The sequence below is a fragment of the Streptomyces dangxiongensis genome (genome assembly GCF_003675325.1).
Classification (GTDB): domain Bacteria; phylum Actinomycetota; class Actinomycetes; order Streptomycetales; family Streptomycetaceae; genus Streptomyces; species Streptomyces dangxiongensis.
The window spans coordinates 3,408,903-3,428,237 of the sequence record NZ_CP033073.1; the positions used below are offsets into that span (position 1 = coordinate 3,408,903).

At 72.5% G+C, this 19,335-nt stretch carries 19 protein-coding genes; 11 read left to right on the forward strand and 8 right to left on the reverse strand.

The features are described 5' to 3' along the window. Nucleotide 1: 1 nt before the first annotated feature. The gene (locus D9753_RS15115) at nt 2-832 is read right to left on the reverse strand and encodes a M55 family metallopeptidase (RefSeq protein ID WP_121787489.1); all 831 of its coding nucleotides are present in this window, start codon (nt 830-832) and stop codon (nt 2-4) included. Between the two features lie 89 nt (nt 833-921). On the opposite strand from D9753_RS15115, the gene D9753_RS15120 reads away from it, so the two are divergent. Then, nucleotides 922-1,200, forward strand: a complete 279-nt coding sequence (locus D9753_RS15120; RefSeq protein WP_121787490.1) for a hypothetical protein — start codon at nt 922-924, stop codon at nt 1,198-1,200. A gap of 35 nt (nt 1,201-1,235) precedes the next feature. Here D9753_RS15120 and D9753_RS15125 read toward each other — a convergent pair whose 3' ends face one another. From D9753_RS15125 to D9753_RS15150, 5 genes are all read right to left on the reverse strand, one after another. After that, nucleotides 1,236-2,681, reverse strand: coding sequence for a sensor histidine kinase (locus D9753_RS15125; protein ID WP_121787491.1), 1,446 nt, complete (start codon nt 2,679-2,681; stop codon nt 1,236-1,238). Beyond that, a complete protein-coding gene (locus D9753_RS15130) occupies nt 2,682-3,473 on the reverse strand; it encodes a response regulator transcription factor (protein ID WP_121787492.1) in 792 nt (263 codons plus the stop codon). Between the two features lie 163 nt (nt 3,474-3,636). Continuing rightward, a complete protein-coding gene (locus tag D9753_RS15140) occupies nt 3,637-4,263 on the reverse strand; it encodes an FMN reductase (RefSeq protein WP_121787494.1) in 627 nt (208 codons plus the stop codon). Then, entirely contained in the window at nt 4,260-5,345 is a 1,086-nt protein-coding gene (locus D9753_RS15145; RefSeq protein ID WP_121787495.1) for an LLM class flavin-dependent oxidoreductase, read from the reverse strand. The genes D9753_RS15140 and D9753_RS15145 overlap by 4 nt, the downstream gene beginning before the upstream one ends. A 174-nt stretch (nt 5,346-5,519) precedes the next feature. Beyond that, on the reverse strand, nt 5,520-6,065 hold the full coding sequence (locus D9753_RS15150) for a hypothetical protein (RefSeq protein ID WP_240468160.1): 546 nt from the start codon (nt 6,063-6,065) through the stop codon (nt 5,520-5,522). A 147-nt stretch (nt 6,066-6,212) separates the two neighbouring features. Between D9753_RS15150 and D9753_RS15155 the strand changes: the two genes are divergently transcribed. The 3 genes from D9753_RS15155 to D9753_RS15165 are packed head-to-tail and all read left to right on the forward strand — an operon-like array spanning nt 6,213 to nt 8,058. Further along, complete coding sequence (locus tag D9753_RS15155) at nt 6,213-6,551, forward strand: YnfA family protein (protein WP_121787496.1); 339 nt, start codon at nt 6,213-6,215, stop codon at nt 6,549-6,551. A gap of 52 nt (nt 6,552-6,603) precedes the next feature. Next, a complete protein-coding gene (locus D9753_RS15160) occupies nt 6,604-7,380 on the forward strand; it encodes an SDR family NAD(P)-dependent oxidoreductase (protein ID WP_121787497.1) in 777 nt (258 codons plus the stop codon). A 60-nt stretch (nt 7,381-7,440) separates the two neighbouring features. Next, the gene (locus tag D9753_RS15165; RefSeq protein ID WP_240468161.1) at nt 7,441-8,058 is read left to right on the forward strand and encodes a TetR/AcrR family transcriptional regulator; all 618 of its coding nucleotides are present in this window, start codon (nt 7,441-7,443) and stop codon (nt 8,056-8,058) included. On the opposite strand, the gene D9753_RS15170 is transcribed toward D9753_RS15165, so the two are convergent. After that, the gene (locus D9753_RS15170; protein WP_121787499.1) at nt 8,059-9,252 is read right to left on the reverse strand and encodes an RtcB family protein; all 1,194 of its coding nucleotides are present in this window, start codon (nt 9,250-9,252) and stop codon (nt 8,059-8,061) included. Between the two features lie 220 nt (nt 9,253-9,472). On the opposite strand from D9753_RS15170, the gene D9753_RS15175 reads away from it, so the two are divergent. From D9753_RS15175 to D9753_RS15185, 3 genes are all read left to right on the forward strand, one after another. Beyond that, nucleotides 9,473-10,324: a DUF3558 domain-containing protein gene (locus D9753_RS15175; RefSeq protein WP_121787500.1), complete on the forward strand. Its 852-nt coding sequence runs from the start codon at nt 9,473-9,475 to the stop codon at nt 10,322-10,324. 126 nt (nt 10,325-10,450) lie between these two features. Beyond that, nucleotides 10,451-11,431 carry a DUF3558 family protein gene (locus D9753_RS15180; RefSeq protein ID WP_240468162.1) on the forward strand — a complete coding sequence of 327 codons (981 nt, stop codon included), beginning with the start codon at nt 10,451-10,453 and terminating at the stop codon, nt 11,429-11,431. A gap of 123 nt (nt 11,432-11,554) precedes the next feature. Beyond that, nucleotides 11,555-12,793: a DUF2637 domain-containing protein gene (locus tag D9753_RS15185; protein ID WP_163010704.1), complete on the forward strand. Its 1,239-nt coding sequence runs from the start codon at nt 11,555-11,557 to the stop codon at nt 12,791-12,793. Between the two features lie 103 nt (nt 12,794-12,896). Here D9753_RS15185 and lysS read toward each other — a convergent pair whose 3' ends face one another. Continuing rightward, the gene (gene lysS / locus D9753_RS15190) at nt 12,897-14,663 is read right to left on the reverse strand and encodes a lysine--tRNA ligase (protein ID WP_121787502.1); all 1,767 of its coding nucleotides are present in this window, start codon (nt 14,661-14,663) and stop codon (nt 12,897-12,899) included. A 126-nt stretch (nt 14,664-14,789) separates the two neighbouring features. Here lysS and argS point away from each other — a divergent pair, with 126 nt between their 5' ends. The 4 genes from argS to D9753_RS37920 are packed head-to-tail and all read left to right on the forward strand — an operon-like array spanning nt 14,790 to nt 19,211. Next, nucleotides 14,790-16,553: an arginine--tRNA ligase gene (gene argS / locus D9753_RS15195; protein ID WP_121787503.1), complete on the forward strand. Its 1,764-nt coding sequence runs from the start codon at nt 14,790-14,792 to the stop codon at nt 16,551-16,553. A gap of 54 nt (nt 16,554-16,607) precedes the next feature. Further along, nucleotides 16,608-17,483 carry a nucleic acid/nucleotide deaminase domain-containing protein gene (locus tag D9753_RS15200; protein ID WP_121787504.1) on the forward strand — a complete coding sequence of 292 codons (876 nt, stop codon included), beginning with the start codon at nt 16,608-16,610 and terminating at the stop codon, nt 17,481-17,483. 41 nt (nt 17,484-17,524) lie between these two features. Beyond that, complete coding sequence (locus tag D9753_RS15205) at nt 17,525-18,817, forward strand: ATP-binding protein (protein ID WP_240468163.1); 1,293 nt, start codon at nt 17,525-17,527, stop codon at nt 18,815-18,817. Between the two features lie 25 nt (nt 18,818-18,842). Then, nucleotides 18,843-19,211, forward strand: a complete 369-nt coding sequence (locus D9753_RS37920; RefSeq protein ID WP_240468164.1) for a hypothetical protein — start codon at nt 18,843-18,845, stop codon at nt 19,209-19,211. The last annotated feature ends 124 nt before the right edge of the window (nt 19,212-19,335 follow it).

A 19,335-nucleotide genomic window follows, 5' to 3' on the forward strand; every position in this document is an offset into this window, starting at 1 on the left:
GTCAGCAGTACGGCGGCTGGTTCGTCAGCGACGCCGCGACCCGCATCCACACCCCGAACTGCCGGTACAGCGCGGGCAACCGGTCCGTCGCGCGGACCGTCCGCGCGTCGTCGGCCGTCACGCCGGGGATGCCGAGCAGGGTGGCGGCGACCGAGGCGGACTGCCAGCGGACGGTGAGCGTGACCTCGGCGGTGGACGGCTCGGGGCGGGGCGGAGCGGCGGTCAGGGCCCGCGCGACCGTCTCCTCGATGGCCTTGCGTGCCTCCGCCTCCGGCCGCAGCTCGGCCGCGAACCGGTCCCGGGCGTACTTCACGGGCACGGTGGCGACCGACGCGTCCCACTCCGTCATCTCCGCGCACGCCGCGTCGTCCCCCGTGAGGGCCACCACGGGCACCCCGAGGGCCGCCGCCGTGGCGTGGGCGAGGCCGATCTCGCCGACCGGGCGGCCGTCCAGCCACATGTCCTCGATCTCGTGCCCCATGAAGCTGTGGCTGAGCACGCCCGGTGCGCCGGCCCGGGAGTGGTAGCCGACGCACAGCGCGGCGTCGTACTCCCCGGTCAGGCCCTCCAGCATGCCGAGCCGCTTGGGCCTGCCGCGCACCAGGCGGACCGCCGGGTGCAGGGCCTCGGGGAGCAGGTTGCGCATCGGTCCGTGGGCGTCGTTGACGAGGATGCCGGCGGCGCCGGCTGCCAGCGCGCCCCGTACGGCGGCGTTCACGTCCTCGGCCATCATGGAGCGGCCCCGCTCGTAGTCCCGGCCGCCCGGCTGGACGTCGTCGGCGTCGACGAGCCCGGTGATGCCTTCCATGTCCGCGCTCAGGTAGATCAGCACGGCGTCGACCCTAACCGACCCTACGTATTGTAGTTTCCCAACCGCCAGCGGCCACCGGGCTGTTCACACGACTGTTCAACGGGGGATCCATGCAGGACATCACGGAAGCGGAGCCCGCCGGGAAGGTCTGTGCGCGCAGTCTCGCGCCGACGCTGACCGTCCTCCTCGTCAGCCTCGCGATCGCCGCCGTCGGCGTGTACGAGCTGTGCGGCTTCGGCCTGCACAGCCTGGACCGGCGCCCGCACCTGTTCAGCGACGGCCTGGCGACCGGCGGGGTGATCGTCGCCACGGTGGCCGCCGGGGCGGCGGTGGGCAACCTGGCCTGGCTGCTGACGGCGGCCCGGCGCGACGGCGGCGATGACGGCTGACTGCGGTCCGCGCGTCGGATCCCGTCAACCCCACGTCAACCCCCGCCGCCCCCGCCACCCCCGCTCCGCGTGAGCCCGCCACCGGCCGTGAAGCCGATGACGGCGCCGCCGCCCTCCCGACGGAAGGCGAACGGCGCTCCGCCGTGTGCCGTCGCGACCTCGCGCACGATGGACAGGCCGAGGCCCGAGCCCGGCAGGGAGCGCGCGTCGGCGGCGCGGTAGAAGCGGTCGAAGATGCGGACGAGGTCGCCCTCGGCGATCCCCGGCCCCCGGTCCCGCACCTCCACCCGGACCGCGCCCGGCCGTGCCGGCCCGGTGACGGCGACCTCGATCGGCGCCCTGCCGTCCCGGTCGAACTTGGCGGCGTTCTCGACCAGGTTGGAGATGGCCCGCTGGAGCATCCCGGGCCGGCCGTCGGTCGTCGTGTCACCGCTCGTGCGCAGCACGATGTCCCGGCCGGTACGGCGCCGGGCCAGCCCGACCACGTCCTCGGCCAGGTCGGCGAGGTCCACCCGCTGGGGCGGCTCGCCGTCGGACTGCCCGGCGGCGAGGTCGACCAGCTCGTTGACGAGGTCGGTGAGTTCGCGGGCCTCCTGGCCGAGGTCGGCGACCAGCTCCTCCCGGGCGTCGGGCGGCAGCTCGTCGATCCGCCGCAGCAGTGAGATGTTCGTCCGCAGCGAGGTGAGAGGGGTGCGCAGCTCGTGCCCGGCGTCCTGCACCAGGCGCCGCTGGTCCTCCTCGGACTGGGCGAGCCGCCCCAGCATCCGGTCGAAGGCGCGGCCGAGCCGTCCCACCTCGTCCAGGCCGGCCACCGGCACCTGGATGCCGAGCTGGCGGGTGCGGGCCACGTCCTCCGCGGCCGAGGTGAGGATCACCAGGCGCCGGGTGATGCGCCGGGCCAGCCACCAGCCGAACAGCCCGGCCGCCACCACGACCGCCGCCATCAGGATCAGCGTGCGCTGCTGCAACGCCCGCAGCAGGTCCTCGGTGTCGCTGAACTCCTGCGCGACCTGGACCGCGCCCCGCCCGTCACCGAGCGAGACGGTGGCGATGCGGAACAGGTCCTCGTCGACCCGTACGTCCTTGTGCTGGACCACCCTCCCGGCCGTCCGCGCGAGGGCCATGGCCCGGTCCCGGGAGGTGACCGGCAGCACCGGGTTGCCGTGGTCCATGATCTGCCCCCGCGCGCCGAGCACCTGGACGTCGGTGCGGGCGGGGCGGACCAGGTCGTGCCCGGGACGGGAGGAGAAGTCGCCGGGAACCATGTCGTGCTGCCGTACCTCGTCCTGGACGTCCCGGACGACCTGCGTGAACACCGACTGCTGGTCGACGCGGACGAGCCGCGCGGCGGAGTTGTACGACAGGATGCCGACGAGGATCGTGACGGCGGCGGTGACGGCCGCGAAGGAGACCGCGAACGTGGTGCGCAGGGAGACCAGCTTCGGCCGGGGCCGGGTCGGCAGCCGCCAGCGGCGTCCCACCTAGTCCTCCCGGAGCACGTAACCCACGCCGCGCACGGTGTGGATCAGCGGGGGTGCGCCGGGCTCGTCCAGTTTGCGGCGCAGGTAGCCGACGTACACGGCGAGGTTCTTGGAGCCGGGCCCGAAGTCGTACCCCCAGATCCGGTCGTAGATCGTGGAGTGGTCGAGCACGATGCCCGCGTTGCGCACCAGCAGTTCCAGCAGCTCGAACTCGGTGCGGGTCAGTTCCAGCTCGCGCCGGCCGCGCCAGGCCCGGCGGGCCTGGAGGTCCATGCGGAGACCGGCGGCCTCCAGCAGCCGGCCGGAGGAGCCGGACGCCTCCCGTCCGACACCGTCCCGTACGACGCCTTCGCGTACGGCACTTTCGCGTACGGCCCCTTCGCGTGCGATGCCTTCACGCGCGGTGCCGTCGGGGGTGGCGTCGGCGGTGGGCACGGGGCTGGTGCGGCGCAGCAGCGCGCGGAGCCGGGCGAAGACCTCCTCCACGTCGAACGGCTTGACCACGTAGTCGTCGGCGCCGGCGTCCAGACCGGCGATGCGGTCGGCGGTCTCCACGAGGGCGGTGAGCATGAGGATGGGGGTGCGGTTGCCCTCGGTGCGCAGCACGCGGCAGACCTGGAGGCCGTCGATCCCGGGCATCATCACGTCGAGGACGAGGACGTCCGGCGGGTTCCGGTGGGCCTGGGCCAGCGCTTCCACGCCGTCGGCGACCGCCGTCACCTCGTACCCCTCCAGGGTCAGGGCCCGCTCCAGGGCGTGGCGGATGGCGCGGTCGTCTTCGGCGAGCAGCACAGTCGGGGGCACGCCCCCAGTCTGCCAAGGCCGCCGCCGGTTCAGCCGGGGGCGGCGGCCCCACGATCACCCTTTTTACCGGCCTCTCACCGTCACAGCCGTCACCGGATTCCCGGCATCACGGCCGTCACCGGGCTCCCGGAGTGACAGTGGCCGTCCCCCGTCAGGCGCTGAGCCGGGCAAGCTGGTCGGCGAAGGGGACGACCTGGAAGCCGGCCGCGTCCGTCTCCCCGGCCTCGTCCCGCCGGGACCCCGCCGGCTTCCGCCCGGACCCCGCGGACAGGCCCGTCATCAGCACCCCCAGTTCCCCCGCGGCCCGCTCGATCCGCTCGGGCAGGCCCTCGGCCCCCCAGTCCTCCGAGGCCGCGTACACGCCGGTCGGTACGACCACGGCCCGCAGGTAGGCGAACAACGGCCGCAGCGCGTGGTCCAGCACCAGCGAGTGCCGGGCCGTACCGCCGGTCGCGCCGATCAGCACGGGCTTGCCGCCCAGCGCGTCCTTGTCCAGCACGTCGAAGAACGACTTGAACAGTCCGCTGTACGAGGCGCTGAACACCGGGGTCACGACGATCAGCCCGTCGGCCGCCGCCACCGCGTCCTGGGCGGCGGCGAGCCCCTTCCCGGCGAACCCGTTGGTGAAGGCGTGCGCGATCTCGACCGCGAGGTCCCGCAGCTCGACCACCTCGATGTCCGCCGGCGTGTGCCGGTCCACCGCGGCGGCCAGCCGGTCGGCCAGCAGCCGGGTGGACGACGGCACGCTCAGTCCCGCGGAGACGACGACGAGCTTCATACGGTGGCCGCCTCCTTCGTGGCGAGCAGGGACTGGTGGGTCGGCGCCTCCGGCACGTCCGACGGGCGGCCCTTGGCGAACTCCTCGCGCAGCACCGGTACGACCTCCTCGCCGAGCATGTCGAGCTGCTCCAGCACGGTCTTCAGGGGCAGCCCGGCGTGGTCCATGAGGAAAAGCTGGCGCTGGTAGTCACCGGCGTACTCGCGGAACGCCAGGGTCTTCTCGATCACCTGCTGCGGCGAGCCCACGGTCAGCGGGGTCTGCTCGGTGAAGTCCTCCAGTGAGGGCCCGTGGCCGTACACGGGCGCGTTGTCGAAGTACGGCCGGAACTCCCGCACCGCGTCCTGGGAGTTGCGCCGCATGAACACCTGGCCGCCGAGGCCGACGATCGCCTGCTCCGGGGTGCCGTGCCCGTAGTGGGCGTAGCGGGTCCGGTAGAACTCGACCATCCGCCTGGTGTGGTCGGCGGGCCAGAAGATGTTGTTGTGGAAGAAGCCGTCCCCGTAGTAGGCGGCCTGCTCGGCGATCTCCGGGGAGCGGATGGAGCCGTGCCAGACGAACGGCGCGACGCCGTCCAGCGGGCGGGGCGTCGAGGTGAACCCCTGGAGCGGCGTGCGGAACTTGCCCTCCCAGTCGACGACGTCCTCGTGCCACAGCCGGCGCAGCAGGGCGTAGTTCTCGATGGCGAGGTCGATGCCGTCCCGGATGTCCTTGCCGAACCACGGGTACACCGGCCCGGTGTTGCCGCGGCCCGTCATCAGGTCGACGCGCCCGTCGGCCAGGTGCTGGAGCATCGCGAAATCCTCCGCGATCTTCACCGGGTCGTTGGTCGTGATGAGGGTGGTGGAGGTGGAGAGGACGAGCCGCTCCGTCCGCGCGGCTACGTAGCCGAGCATGGTCGTCGGGGACGACGGCACGAACGGCGGGTTGTGGTGCTCGCCGGTCGCGAAGACGTCGAGCCCGACCTCCTCGGCCTTCAGCGCGATGGCGACCATGGCCTTGATCCGCTCGCGCTCGGTCGGGGTCCGGCCCGTGGTGGGGTCCGGCGTGACGTCGCCGACCGTGAAGATCCCGAACTGCATGGTCGCTCACCCTCCATCTTGTTGATTATTCAACTATACCCGCCCAACGGTCCCCCACCCCCGGTTATTCCGGCCCGGGACGCCCGCCCGGAGGGACGGGCGCGGACCCGCTCCGACGAGGCCGGCGCGGCCCACGGACCCGACGGCGAGGAGAGCGCCGCCCGGCCCGGCGGCTCAGAAGGCGTACGAGTCCCCCGTGGCCAGCACCAGCACCGTCGAGCGGTCGTTCGACGGGTTCGCGTCCACCGCGCTCCCGATCCAGACGGTGTCGATGTCCAGCGTCACCTCCCCCGGCAGCTCCACGAGCCGTACCGGCACGTGCAGTTGCTCCCCCGTGGCTTCGGCGGCCAGCGCCCCGGTCGCACACAGCACGGTCCGCTCGTCCGCACGCAGGCACCCGGCGGGCGGCTCCTGCCGGCCGGCCAGCGGCACCGACCAGCGCAGCCGGACGGTGGCGTCCGTGACGGCGCCGGGCCCCTCGTTGCGCGGGGTCAGCAGCAGATCCACCCGGTCCGCGTCCAGTACCGCGCTCCCGTGCAGAGCGAGGTCGGCCTCCGGCGCGGGAGCGGCCGACGACGGGGCGAGGACCACCGCCGTCCCCGGCGCGGCCACCACCGACCCAGGCGCGGCCACCGCCGTCCCCGGGGCCAGGACGGCACCGGTACACATCCCGGCCAGCACCCACGTCCGCACCCGCACGGACAGCACCCACGTCCGCATCCGCACGGCCCCTCACCACTTCCCGCTCGCGCCCGGTCCGCCGTACGGATGTATGCCACGCGCGCCGGCCAGGCGCCCTCCAACAGGTGACACGGCTCCGACACGGCTCCCACAGGTGACACGGCCACGGCGTGGCAAGCTGCCCGCATGCCCGTCCTCCGCTCCGCCGCCCTGTTCGCCGTCGCCGCGCTGCTCGAGATCGGCGGCGCCTGGCTGGTCTGGCAGGGGCTGCGGGAACACCGCGGCCGGCTGTGGATCACCGGCGGTGTGCTCGCCCTCGGGGCGTACGGCTTCGTCGCCGCCTTCCAGCCCGACGCCCACTTCGGCCGCGTCCTCGCCGCCTACGGCGGGATCTTCGTGGCCGGCTCGCTGCTGTGGGGCGTCGTCGCGGACGGCTACCGCCCCGACCGCTGGGACATCACCGGGGCCCTGATCTGCCTCGCCGGGACCGCGGTCATCATGTGGGCGCCCCGGAACGGCGGCTGAGACCTCACTTACGCTGGACGCGACCGACCCCGACGCAGTCCCAGGAGCAGCCATGGCCCCCGCCGCCCCGTCCGCCGCCTCCCGCATCGCCGTCGTCACCGGTGCGAGCAGCGGGATCGGCGCCGCCACCGCCCGACAGCTCGCCGCGGCCGGTTACCGCGTCGTCCTCACCGCCCGCCGCAAGGACCGGATCGAGGCGCTGGCCGAGGAACTGACGGCGGCGGGCCACTCGGCGGTGGCGTACCAGCTCGACGTCACGGACCGTGAGGCCGTGGACGAGTTCGCCACGGCGTTCCGGTCGATCGGCGTCCTCGTCAACAACGCGGGCGGCGCGCTGGGCGCGGACCCGGTGGCCACCAGCGCCCCCGCCGACTGGCGCACGATGTACGAGACGAACGTCATCGGCACCCTGAACCTCACCCAGGCCCTGCTGCCCAAGCTGGTGGCGAGCGGCGACGGCGTGGTGGTGGTCGTGTCCTCCACCGCGGGCCACGGCACCTACGAGGGCGGCGGTGGCTACGTGGCCGCCAAGCACGGCGCCCACGTCCTCGCCGAGACGCTCCGCCTGGAGATCGTCGGGCTGCCGGTCCGGGTCGTCGAGATCGCGCCCGGCATGGTCCGGACGGACGAGTTCGCCCTGACCCGCTTCGGCGGGGACGCGGAGAAGGCGGCGAAGGTGTACGAGGGCGTCGCCGAGCCCCTCACCGCGGACGACGTGGCCGAGACGATCGCCTGGGCGGTGACCCGGCCCAGTCACGTCAACGTCGACCTGCTGGTCCTGCGCCCGCGCGCCCAGGCGTCGAACACCAAGGTGCACCGGGAACTGTGATGCCCCCTGACAGTCAGCCAGTCGGCTGACTGACTGAGACGTCACTCTATAGTCAGTCAGGTGACGAACTCAGTGGACCGGCGGGTACGGGCGTCCCAGAAGCGGCGGCGGCTCACGGCGGCGGCGGCCCGGGTCCTGCACGGGCAGGGTGTGGAGCGCACCACCCTCGCCGACATCGCGCGCGAGGCCGGCGTCCCGGCCGGGAACGTCTACTACTACTTCAAGACCAAGGACGAGCTGGTCCGGGCCGCACTCTCGGAGCACCGCGCCCACCTGGACGAACTCACCGCCGCGCTGGAGGAGTCGGCGGACCCGCGCGACCGCCTCAAGGGCCTGGTCAAGGCCTGGGTCGACCAGCGCGAGACCGCCGCCCGCCACGGCTGCCCCACCGGCACCCTGGCCGTCGAACTCGGCAAACGCGCCGACGGCACCCTGGACGCGGAGGCCGGCGCGGTGATCCGGCACCTGCTGGACTGGGCCGCCGCGCAGTTCCGCGCACTGGCCCTGCCCGCACCGGACGACCTCGCCCTCACCCTGGTCTCGGCCTACCAGGGCATGTCCCTGCTGGCCAACGCCCTGCGCGACCCGACGGTCATGACCCGCGAGGGCGCCCGGCTGCTGCGCTGGCTGGACGCCCTCGGGGGGCCGGACGGACCCGACGGCCCCGGCGCGCGGTGATCAGCCCTTCACGCAGACGACCTGCTTCAGCTTCGCCACGACCTGGACCAGATCCCGCTGCTGGTCGATGACCTGCTCGATCGGCTTGTAGGCGGCCGGGATCTCGTCCACGACGCCGGAGTCCTTGCGGCACTCCACGCCCCGGGTCTGCTCCTCCAGGTCCTGCGCCGAGAAGCGCCGCTTGGCCGCGTTGCGGCTCATGCGCCGGCCCGCGCCGTGGGACGCGGAGTTGAAGGCCAGCTCGTTGCCGAGGCCCCGCACGATGTACGACCCCGTGCCCATCGAGCCGGGGATGATCCCGTACTCGCCGGAGCCGGCCCGGATCGCGCCCTTACGGGTCACGAGCAGGTCCATGCCGTCGTAGCGCTCCTCCGACACGTAGTTGTGGTGGCAGGAGATCTCCGGCTCGAAGACCGGCCGGGCCTTCTTGAACTCCTTGCGGACCACGTCCTTCAGGAGCGCCATCATGAGCGTGCGGTTGTACTTGGCGTACTCCTGGGCCCAGAAGAGGTCGTTGCGGTAGGCCGCCATCTGCGGGGTGTCCGCCACGAAGATGGCGAGGTCGCGGTCGACGAGGCCCTGGTTGTGCGGGAGTTGCCGGGCGACGCCGATGTGGTGCTCGGCGAGTTCCTTGCCGATGTTGCGGGAGCCGGAGTGGAGCATGAGCCAGACGGAGTCGTCGTCACTCACGCAGACCTCGACGAAGTGGTTGCCCGAACCGAGCGTCCCCATCTGCGCGACCGCCCGGCTCCTGCGGAAGTGCACCGCGTCCGCGACCCCGTCGAACCGGCCCCAGAAGTCCTCCCACCCGGACGTGGCCAGCCCGTGGAAGCCGCCCGGCTCGACCGGGTCCTCGTGCATCCCGCGTCCGACCGGGATGGCCTGCTCGATCTTCGACCGCAGCCGCGACAGGTCCCCGGGGAGGTCGCCCGCGGTGAGCGACGTCCGCACCGCGGACATGCCGCAGCCGATGTCCACGCCGACCGCCGCCGGGCACACCGCGTCCTGCATCGCGATGACCGACCCGACCGTCGCGCCCTTGCCGTAGTGCACGTCCGGCATCACGGCCAGACCCTTGATCCACGGCAGGGTCGCCACGTTCTGGAGCTGGCGCAGGGCCACGTCCTCGACCGCCGCCGGGTCCGTCCACATCCGGATCGGCGTCCTAGCACCCGGTATCTCCACGTACGACATACGTTCCTCATTCCCCCGGAACCGACAAAAAAGGCTAAAAGGCCATAAGCAGCAGAACGCAAAAGCGGCGCCGAGGTCGATGAAATGGGACAGGGGACCGGCGTCCGAGGCAGTGCGTGCGATACACATTGTCTCCAGTGGACGCCCCGCCGCGGCAAGCGAATAACCGGCGGGGACACTGGAGCACCAGCGATCACAGACCGTCGAGAGGAGCCCGACCGTGCAGCGGAAGGCGTACGTACCCGGCACCGCCGCCCTCCTCGCGGCGCTGCTGGCCGGCTGCACGAGCGGCTCCGGGGACGCCGATCCGGCGGACAACGCCAATCCGGGCGACGCCGGCACGACCGCGGTCGCCGCCCAGCCCGGCAAGTACCGCACGCTGCCCGAGCCCTGCGGCGCGGTCGGCCACGACAACCTGGCCGCGCTGCTGCCCGGCATCCAGCAGATCACCGACCCCGACCAGCGGGACAAGGCCTACCAGGGCGAGGCCACCCTCACGTACGACACCGACCGCAAGGTCGGCTGCCGCTGGAAGGTCGAGTCGGCCGGCGCCACGGACCGCCTGTCGGTCGACTTCGAGCGCGTCGTGTCGTACGACAACGCGGTCAGCGACGACGACCAGGCGCAGAAGCTGTTCCAGGAGAAGGAGACGGCCGCCGACCTCCCCGAGCCGAGCGGCGCCGCGGCGACGGCCGCCGTGCCGGCGGCCACCCCCTCCACGGCGGACTCCACGGACCCCTCCGCGGGCGAGGACAGCTCCCCGTCCGCGACGCGGTCCTCCCCGGCGGCCTCGGCGTCCTCGGCGTCACCCGCCGGCGCCCCGCCCGCCGACCTCCAGCCGCGCGCCCTGACCGACCTCGGTGACGAGGCGTATCTGGACGACCAGCTCAGCACGTCCGTCTCGACGGCCGAACAGCGGACGGTGACTGTGGTGTTCCGCACGTCCAACGTCGTCGTCACCCTCCAGTACGAGGAGCAGCCGACGGCCACCGGAACGGTCCCGGACAGCAAGGAAATGCAGGACAGGGCCGGTGAGCTGGCCTCTCAACTGGCCGACGCGTTCACCGGTTGACGGCCGTCACGGCCTCACCTCCGCCCGCCCGCAAAGGAGTCGGACGCGAACCGCACAGCTCCTTCACCGCGTACCGTGGCCCCGCAGGAACCCGCACGAACACCGAGCGTCATGAGTGAAGGAACCATGCAGCGAGCAGCCCAGCGAGACGACCGTGCCCCGGAGGTACCTCCCACGCCGTCTAGGCAGTCGGGGAGCGACCGGCGGGCCAGGCGCCTGCGCCGCGCCCTTGTCTGCGCGGCCGCCGTCCCGGCGCTGCTGATCACGGCCGCGTGCTCCTCCGACTCCGGGGACTCCAAGGCCAAGGCCGGCAGCGAGGGCACACCGCAGTCCACGGCCGGCAGCACCACGCCCTCGGCGAGCGCGTCCCCGACCGTGCGGCCCGCCGCCTATCACAAGCTTCCCGAGCCCTGCGGTGCGCTGTCGAAGAAGACCCTGACCGAACTGGTGCCCAAGGGTGCGAAGTCGGGCAAGGACGGCAGCTCGGACGACCCGTCGGCACGCTCCTCCTGCTCCTGGGACAGCCTGGACAACAACGGCGTCAAGGGCTCCCAGTTCCGCTGGCTGCACGTCTCCCTGCTGCGCTTCGACTCGGACGCCACGCGCGGCTCCGGCGACGACCAGGCCCACACGTACTTCGGCCGGCAGTCCGAGGACGCGAAGGCCGTGGACGGCGCCAAGAACGTCAAGGTCGTCCCGCTGAGCGGCACGGGCGCGGAGGCCACCGCGGTGCGCTACGACCTGAAGAAGAAGGAAGGCCTCTTCCGGCAGCAGACGGCCGTCGCCCGGGTCGAGAACGTCGTCGTCACCGTGGACTACAACGGCGCCGGTCTCGCGGGTGAGAAGACCCCGTCCGCCGACGACCTGACGAAGGCCGCGGAGAAGGCCCTGAAGGAGGCGGTCGCGTCCGTCTCCGCGGCCAACGGTGAGGGTTCCGCGCAGAATTCGGCGACGACGCCGCCCGCGTCGCCGTCCGCGTCGGCGTCGGCGTCCAGGACGGCGTCGCACTCACCGTCCGGGGCGCCGTCGAAGTCCGCCTCCGAGGCGCCGTCGAAGTCGCCCTCGGCGAGGGCGTCCGCGGCCAAGGCGGCCGTCGCGAAGAGCTGACCGGAGGGCCGTGGCGGCCTACCGACAGCGCGTTCGCCGCACACGTGTGCCACTCTGTTGCGCGCAACAACACGCAAGGGGAGGGGAGTACGAGTGGCCGCGCCACTGCCGCAGCTCACTCGGATGCACCGCGTACTCATCGGCGTGGTCGTGACCGGCGCTTTGATCATCGCCGGGATCGGCTTCGCCGGCTCGTACGCGGCCGTCCGTGAGCTGGCCGTCAAGAAGGGCTTCGGGAACTTCTCCTATGTGTTCCCGGTGGGTATCGACGCGGGCATCTGTGTCCTGCTCTCCCTCGACCTGCTGCTGACCTGGATCCGCATCCCGTTCCCGCTCCTGCGCCAGACGGCGTGGCTCCTGACGGCGGCGACGATCGCCTTCAACGGCGCCGCCGCCTGGCCGGACCCGCTGGGCGTGGGCATGCACGCGGTGATCCCCATCCTGTTCGTCGTGTCCGTGGAAGCCGCCCGCCACGCGGTCGGCCGCATCGCCGACATCACGGCGGACAAGCACATGGAGGGAGTCCGCCTCACCCGCTGGCTCCTCTCCCCGCTCCCCACGTTCCTGCTGTGGCGCCGCATGAAGCTGTGGGAGCTGCGCTCCTACGAGCAGGTCATCAAGCTGGAGCAGGAACGTCTCGTCTACCAGGCCCGCCTGCGTTCCCGGTTCGGCCGGGCCTGGCGCCGCAAGGCCCCGGTGGAGTCCCTGATGCCCCTGCGCCTGGCCCGCTACGGCGTTCCCCTGGCGGAGACGGCCCCGGCGGGCCTGGCGGCGGCGGGCATCGACCCGGCGCTCCTGCCGTCGGCCCCGCGACCGGCGCAGCCGGCGAGGGCGGCCGGTCCGGCCGCCCTCGCGGGCGGAGCCGGGGCGGCGCCCGCCCCGCAGCGGGCGGAGCCGTCCGGCGAGCAGCGCCCCGAGCCGCCCGTGGACGAGGAGAGCCCCTGGTTCCAGGCGCCGCGGGAGATCGAGTACCACGGCGGCTACGACCCGGCCTACGAGCCGCCCCCCGAGCCGCAGTACGAACCCGAGGAACAGTACGAGGACTGGTACGACGAGCAGCCCCCGGAGCAGTTCCAGCAGCCCTCCCCGGAGGAGACCGGCAGCTTCCCCATCCCGGTGGGCCCGCACCGCACCCGTGAACTGGGCGAGGGCGGCGGCATCCCGGAGCCGGAGCCGACCGAGGAGGACTACTACCAGGTCTTCCGCAAGTCGATCGACGGCAGCTATCCCACGGCCGCCCAGTTCCGGGACGACGTGGAGGCGACCTTCGGCATCGCGCTGCCCCTCCAGGAGGCCACCCGCATGGTGAACCGTTTCACCAACCGGCACACGGCGCAGCTCCAGGACGACCACATCGCCTGAGAGACGACGGCATGACGGCATGAGGAAGGGGCCCTCCGCGGAGGGCCCCTTCCTCATGCGCCGTGACTCACGCGCCGTGACTCACGCGCTCACTGACGCGCCGTCACTCCCCGAGCAGCTCCCGCACCCGCTCCTGCCCCACGGCGAGCAGCAGCGTGGGCAGCCGGGGGCCGGTGTCCCGCCCGACCAGCAGGTGGTACAGCAGGGCGAAGAACGCCCGCTGGGCCGTCTTGATCTCAGCCGGCAGCTCCTTGGGCGTGGCGTCGGCGGAGAAGCCGGCCTGCACCTTCGGCACGCCGTACACGAGGTGGGTCAGCCCGTCGAGCGACCAGTTCGCGGCGAGCCCGTCGAGCAGCAGCCGCAGCGACTCACGGGAGGCGTCGTCGAGGGACTTCAGCAGCTCGGCGTCCGGCTCGGCCCGGACGACGGTCCGCTGGTCGGCGGGCACCTGGGTGTTGATCCACGCCTCGGCCCGGTCGAATCGCGGGCGGACCTCGTCCAGCGAGGCCAGCGGCTGCTCCGGGTCCAGCTCGGACAGGATCCGCAGCGCCTGGTCCTCGTGCCCGGCGGTGATGTCGGCGACGGACGCGAGCGTGCGGTACGGCAGCGGACGCGGCGTCCGCGGCAGGTCACCGGCGGCGGTGCCGACGGCCCGCGCGTGGGCGGCGACGTCCGCGGGCAGGGCGGAGCCGTCGGCGACCTTGCCCGCCAGCTTGTCCCACTCGTCGTACAGCCGCTGGATCTCCTGGTCGAAAGCGATCTTGAAGGACTGGTTGGGCCGGCGCCGGGCGTACAGCCAGCGCAGAAGCTGCGGCTCCATGATCTTCAGCGCGTCCGCCGGGGTCGGCACCCCGCCGCGCGAGGACGACATCTTGGCCATGCCGCTGATGCCGACGAAGGCGTACATGGGCCCGATCGGCTGCTTGCCGCCGAAGATGCCGACGATCTGCCCGCCGACCTGGAAGGACGACCCCGGGGAGGAGTGGTCGACGCCGCTGGGCTCGAAGACGACGCCCTCGTACGCCCACCGCATCGGCCAGTCGACCTTCCAGACCAGCTTGCCGCGGTCGAACTCGCTGAGCCGCACGGTCTCCGAGAAACCGCACACGGTGCACGTGTACGACAGCTCGGTGCTGTCGTCGTCGTAGGAGGTGACCGTCGTCAGGTCCTTCTCGCAGTTGCCGCAGTACGGCTTGTACGGGAAGTACCCGGCGGAGCCGGAGCTGCCGTCGTCCTCGGCCGCGGCGCCGGAGCCCTCCGCGGCCTCCAGCTCGGCCTCGTCCAGCGGCTTCTGCTGCTGCTTCTTGGCCGGGGCCTTCTTCGTGCGGTACTGGTCGAGGATCGCGTCGATGTCACCGCGGTGCTTCATGGCGTGCAGGATCTGCTCGCGGTAGGCGCCCGAGGTGTACTGCGCGGTCTGGCTGATCCCGTCGAACTCGACGCCCAGCTCGGCCAGCGACTCGGTCATCGCCGCCTTGAAGTGCTCGGCCCAGTTCGGGTGCGGGGAGCCCTTCGGCGCCGGGACCGAGGTCAGCGGCTTGCCGAGGTGCTCGGCCCAGGACTCGTCGACGCCCGCGACGCCGGCCGGCACCTTGCGGTAGCGGTCGTAGTCGTCCCAGGAGATCAGGTGCCGCACCCGGTGACCGCGGCGGCGGATCTCGTCGGCGACCAGGTGCGGGGTCATGACCTCCCGCAGGTTTCCGAGGTGGATCGGGCCGGAGGGGGAAAGGCCGGACGCGACGACGATCGCCGCGGCCTCGGGGTCCGGCGTCACTTTGCCGGGGGCACGGCGCTCCGACTCCTCGATGACCTCATCCGCGAAACGGGAGACCCAGTCGGTGGTCTCGGTGCTCTGAGCCACGATCGGCACGTCCTTCTTTCTGAACGGGTGACACCCCATTGTCACAGACCCGCTCGCGACCAGGAAAATCACTTTGCCCCCCATGGGATACTGGCCGGGTCTATCCATCCGACGAGGAGAACGGCACCCCTTCCTATGGCCTCGGTCACGTCCCTCACCGATTCCGTCCAGCAGCGCCTCGCGTCCGCCCTCTCGGCCACCCTGCCGGAGGCCGCCGACGCCGACCCGCTGCTGCGACGAAGCGACCGGGCGGACTACCAGGCCAACGGCATCCTCGCGCTCGCCAAGAAGACCAAGGCCAACCCGCGGGAGCTGGCCGCCCAGGTCGTCGCCCGCGTCGAGTCCGGCGACCTGATCAAGGACATCGAGGTCTCGGGCCCCGGCTTCCTGAACATCACCATCGGCGACAGCGCCATCACCACCACGCTGGCGGAGCGCTACGCGGACGAGACCGGCCGCCTCGGCGTGCCGTACGCCGCCACGCCCGGTACGACGGTGATCGACTACGCCCAGCCGAACGTGGCGAAGGAGATGCACGTCGGCCACCTGCGGAGCGCGGTGATCGGCGACTCGGTGGTGGAGCTGCTGGAGTTCACCGGCGAGAACGTGGTCCGGCGGCACCACATCGGCGACTGGGGCACCCAGTTCGGCATGCTCATCCAGTACCTGGACGAGCACCCGCACGAGCTGGACCACAAGGACGCCCAGATCTCGGGCGAGGAGGCGATGTCGAACCTCGACCGCCTCTACAAGGCCGCGCGCAGGCTGTTCGACTCCGACGAGGCGTTCAAGACGCGGGCCCGCCGCCGGGTGGTCGACCTCCAGGCCGGCGACCCGCACACGCTCGCCGTGTGGCAGCGGTTCGTGGACGAGTCGAAGATCTACTTCTTCTCCGTCTTCGAGAAGCTGGACATGGAGGTCCGGGACGCCGACATCGTCGGCGAGTCCGGCTACAACGACATGCTGGCCGAGACCTGCCGCCTGCTGGAGGAGTCGGGCGTGGCCGTCCGCTCCGAGGGCGCCCTCTGCGTCTTCTTCGAGGACATCAAGGGCCCGGACGGCGACCCGGTCCCGCTGATCGTGCAGAAGTCGGACGGCGGCTACGGCTACGCGGCCACCGACCTGTCCGCGATCCGTGACCGCGTCTTCAACCTGAAGGCGAGCACCCTGCTCTACGTCGTCGACGCCCGCCAGGCGCTGCACTTCCGGATGGTCTTCGAGACCGCCCGCCGGGCCGGCTGGCTGAACGACGACGTCACCGCGGTCCAGCTCGCCTTCGGCACGGTCCTCGGCAAGGACGGCAAGCCGTTCAAGACGCGTGAGGGCGAGACGGTCCGCCTGGTCGACCTGCTCGACGAGGCGATCGAGCGCGCGTCGGCCGTGGTCCGCGAGAAGGCCCAGGACCTCTCCGAGGAGGAGATCGCCGAGCGGGGCGCCCAGGTGGGCATCGGCGCGGTGAAGTACGCCGACCTGTCGACGTCGGCGAACCGGGACTACAAGTTCGACCTGGACCAGATGGTCTCGCTGCACGGCGACACGTCCGTCTACCTCCAGTACGCCTACGCCCGTATCCGGTCGATCCTGCGCAAGGCCGGCGAGGTCCGCCCGGCGGCCCGCCCGGAGCTGGCCCTGGCCGACGCCGAGCGCGCCCTCGGCCTGCACCTGGACTCCTTCGCGGAGGCCGTGGCGGAGGCGGCCAGGGAGTACGCCCCGCACAAGCTGGCGGCGTACCTCTACCAGCTTGCGTCCCTGTTCACGACGTTCTACGACAAGTGCCCGGTCCTGCGGGCCGAGACGCCGGAGCAGGTGCAGAACCGCCTCTTCCTGTGCGACGTGACGGCCCGCACCCTGCACCGGGGCATGGCCCTGCTGGGCATCCGGACCCCCGAGAAGCTCTGATCCGCAGCCCTTAGAGTCTGTGGAGACCCTCTCCACAGACCGAAAGGCGACCCGATGCCCGAGCCCGTCCCCGATCCGACCGTGGCCCACTTCGGCGCGGACGGCATGCGCCGGTTCACGGTGCCCGGCTCGTACGGGATACGGCTGCCCGACACGGCCCGTGAGGTCCTGGCGGCCACCGGTGTTCCCCTGCACGTGACGCCGTACTTCACGGCGGCCGGTGACACCGACGGGCCCACCCTGGGCATGACCGCCGGGCACCGCGGAGTGCGGGCGCCCGCCGGGCGGGAGGACTGGCTGCGGATCGGCACGGACCCGCTGGCGCATCTGTGCGTGCGGCCGGACGGCGCGGTGCAGGCGGTGTTCGTGGGGCTGGAGGAGGACGACATGTTCGTCAGCTCCGGCGTCCCGGAGTTCAACGCCGCGCTGGCGGCGCTGGACCGACGGCTCCCGGTGATCGCCGCCTCGACCAGCCTGCCGGTGGCCGCGGCGGCGTTCCGCGAGCTGAACGCCGAACTGCGGCAGATCGACGCCGACGCCTTCGCGGAGCGCGAGAGCTGGTGGCCGAAGGTCCTGGACGACGTGCGGCACACCCTCAACTTCCCGTTCTCGTCGGCGTTCGAGTACGTCGACGCGGCGGGCGACAAGCGAATCGTCACCGACGCGACGGGCCCGGGACGCCCGCACCCCGAGGAGCTGGTCTGGCACCGGCTGCGGGCGGAAGGCGTCGCTCCCGAGCAGGTGCGGCGCGTCTACTGCGAGCTGGAACCCTGCATGATGCCGGGCCACTACTGCGCCGCATGGCTGCAAACCACCTTCCCCCACGCGGAGTTCACTCACAGCTTCGACTACGGCTCCACCGCCGGGTCCCGTGAGGAGGGACTCAAGGAGTTGATCACGTACGCGGCGGAGCAGGCGGACCGCGGGTGACACCGCCGGGAGGGACGGCGTCGGGAGAGGGGCAACCGCCCGTGGCCGAGGAGAAGTGGGGGCGCCCGGCGGCGGGACGCGAGCCTGCCGCCGCGGCCCTGCTGGCCTGGCTGGCCGACGCGGACGCGCCCCGGCTGTGTCTGGTGACCGGGAGCGCGGGCTGTGGCAAGTCGACGCTGCTGGCCTGGCTGGTGGGACACGGCACGCGGCCGGGAGTGCGCGCGGAACGCCGGGTGCACGGCTTCGTCCCGCTGGCCGGTGAAAGCGTGCTCACGGCCACGTGGACACTGGCTCAGCAGCTACTCGTGTCCGCGCGCACCCCGGGCGAGCTGGTGAGCGCGTTGGCCGCGGACAAACGCCCCACGGTGCTGGTGCTGCCGGAGCTGCACGCGGCCGACGACCCGGCGACGGTCGCGGAACTCGTCCTGCGGCTGCTGGAGTCGCGGCACGTCCGGCTGATCGTGGAACTGCGCGGCGGCGGTTGCCCGGTCCATGGCCTCCTGGCCGGGCGTGCCGCGGTGATGGACCTCGACGAGGCACGGTGGACCGACCCGGAGCGGTACGCGCTGTGGGCCGCGGCCGGCGGCTCCGCCGCCCGGCCGGCCGACGCGGGAACCGGAACACCGCTTCCCCCTGCCGACCTGGATGATCCCGCGGCGGTCTGTGCCGCGGACCCGTGGCAGGTGACGCGCCTGTACGAGCGCTCCGGGCACGACCACGGCGGTCTGCGGACGGCGTGGTTGCGGGCGGGAGCGTCCCTGACCCGTGCACGGGACTCCGCGGAACGGGCCCTGGTCCTGCTGGCCGCATCGGGTGACGACGTCGATCCGCGACTCCCGCGGAGGCTCGCGGACCTGGCCGGGGGCGCCGCGTGGCAGGTCGTCTGGCGCAGGGTGCGCGGGGACGTCCGGCCGCCGTGGCCGGGGCCGGCACACGCGCTCTCGGCCGGGCGCGGGGAACTCGCCGGGATCGTACTCGTGGCCGACCACCAGGGAACGGTCCGCCTGGTGGACGAGAAGGACGCCGGTCCGGTCGGCCGACTGCCGCGGCCCGTGCGGCGGGCGCGCACCGTGGCCGCCGGGTCCGACGGGACGGTGTTCCTCCTCGACGGACGCACAGGGGCTGCCGCACACCCGGCGCGGTCCCGCCACGTCGAGAGCCACGGGTCTCTCGGCGCTGCTGGCCGACGGCCCCACGCCTCACGAACGCCTGGTCCAGGCCGCGGCGACCCGGCTGGGGCGGCCGGCCGAGGCGTTGGCGGTCGCCGAGGCACTGCTCGCCGTGGCGGACGACACGGGGCGGGTACACGCCTTCCCGACGGACGGGAACGGTGACGGTCCACCGGCGCATACGGTCCGGTTGCACGAAGGAGACGTCACCGCTCTGGCCGCGCTGGACCTCGCCGTGTCCGACGACGCGAGCGTCCCCCTGATCTACAGCGGTGGTGCCGACGGGACGGTGCGGGCCTGGAGCCCCGGGGCCGAGCCGCCGGCTTCTCCTGTCCGGGCGCGGTCATGCCCGGTGACGGCCTTGGCCGCCGCGGCCTCGGACGCCGGCCCGGTGCTCGCCGTCGGGTGGGCGGACGGGCTGGTCGAGTGCCACTCCCTGGACGACGGCGCGGTCCGCGTCTTTCGCCCCGGTCCTCCGGTGCGTTCGCTCGCCGTGACGTCCTCCGGTCTTCTCCTGGTCGGCACGGACGAGACCTTGGTGTGCCTGCGCCCATCCTGAACTCCCCGCACTCGTCCGGTGCCTGCCGGGTGCGGGTTGTCACAGCCACGCCATGGAACGCGTGCGGCCCTTGCGCCCGCACGGCCGCCTCCCGTTAGGGTCTCCCTGTTCCTAGGATGATCAT

Bases quoted from the DNA above. Each gene is read 5' to 3' on its own strand.
- D9753_RS15180 (WP_240468162.1), top strand. From the start codon at position 10,451: ATGCAGCGAGCAGCCCAGCGAGACGACCGTGCCCCGGAGGTACCTCCC.
- D9753_RS15160 (WP_121787497.1), top strand. From the start codon at position 6,604: ATGGCCCCCGCCGCCCCGTCCGCCGCCTCCCGCATCGCCGTCGTCACC.
- D9753_RS15120 (WP_121787490.1), top strand. From the start codon at position 922: ATGCAGGACATCACGGAAGCGGAGCCCGCCGGGAAGGTCTGTGCGCGC.
- D9753_RS15185 (WP_163010704.1), top strand. From the start codon at position 11,555: ATGCACCGCGTACTCATCGGCGTGGTCGTGACCGGCGCTTTGATCATC.
- D9753_RS15155 (WP_121787496.1), top strand. From the start codon at position 6,213: ATGCCCGTCCTCCGCTCCGCCGCCCTGTTCGCCGTCGCCGCGCTGCTC.
- argS (WP_121787503.1), top strand. From the start codon at position 14,790: ATGGCCTCGGTCACGTCCCTCACCGATTCCGTCCAGCAGCGCCTCGCG.
- D9753_RS15170 (WP_121787499.1), bottom strand. From the start codon at position 9,252: ATGTCGTACGTGGAGATACCGGGTGCTAGGACGCCGATCCGGATGTGG.
- D9753_RS15145 (WP_121787495.1), bottom strand. From the start codon at position 5,345: ATGCAGTTCGGGATCTTCACGGTCGGCGACGTCACGCCGGACCCCACC.
- D9753_RS15140 (WP_121787494.1), bottom strand. From the start codon at position 4,263: ATGAAGCTCGTCGTCGTCTCCGCGGGACTGAGCGTGCCGTCGTCCACC.
- D9753_RS15200 (WP_121787504.1), top strand. From the start codon at position 16,608: ATGCCCGAGCCCGTCCCCGATCCGACCGTGGCCCACTTCGGCGCGGAC.
- D9753_RS15150 (WP_240468160.1), bottom strand. From the start codon at position 6,065: ATGCGGACGTGGGTGCTGTCCGTGCGGGTGCGGACGTGGGTGCTGGCC.